Source organism: Oleiphilus sp. HI0079 (genome assembly GCF_001635105.1).
In genome coordinates this window covers 1-630 of record NZ_LWFT01000095.1, presented here as the reverse complement: position 1 = coordinate 630, position 630 = coordinate 1, and the positions used below count along the sequence as shown (strand labels likewise).

Sequence of the window (630 nt, the reverse complement as noted above, 5' to 3'; positions counted from 1 at the left end):
AATGGCATCAGAAACATCAAACTTCTTAAAGTTCTCAACGAACTGGGAAATAAGATCTGCCGCTTTTGCATCATAATCTTCTTTGCTCGCCCAAGTGTCGCGAGGGTTAAGCAATCCAGCATCAACACCAGGAACAGCAATCGGAATCTCAAGATTCAATTTCTCAAGATGCACTGTTTCTGCATCAGCAAGGGCACCGCTCTGAATCGCAGAAATAATGCCACGAGTCGTTGGAATGCTAAATCTTTGACCAACACCAAACGAGCCACCGGTCCAACCAGTGTTTACCAAGTAAACTTTAGAACCGAACTCTTCCATTCGCTTCATAAGCAACTCCGCATACTCGCCAGCAGGGCGCGGGAAGAATGGTGCGCCGAAACAGGTTGAGAACGTCGATTTGAGCTTTGAATCGGAACCCATTTCTGTAGAGCCAACCAAAGCCGTATAACCGCTTAGGAAGTGATATGCCGCCGCTTCTTTACTAAGAAGTGAAACAGGTGGCAATACACCAGTCATATCGCAAGTCAGAAAGACAATCGCGTTTGGCTCACCAGCGCGATTCTCAATGACACGCTTTTCAACATGCTCAAGCGGATAGGCACATCGCCCGTTCTCAGTCAGGCTCGTATC

Annotated in this window: 1 protein-coding gene; it reads right to left on the bottom strand. The window is 47.5% G+C overall.

The genetic code is table 11. The annotated features are described in order from the left end of the window. The coding region (locus A3750_RS01410) for a phosphoenolpyruvate carboxykinase (ATP) (protein ID WP_156498298.1) at positions 1 to 630 on the bottom strand (630 nt) is incomplete at both ends.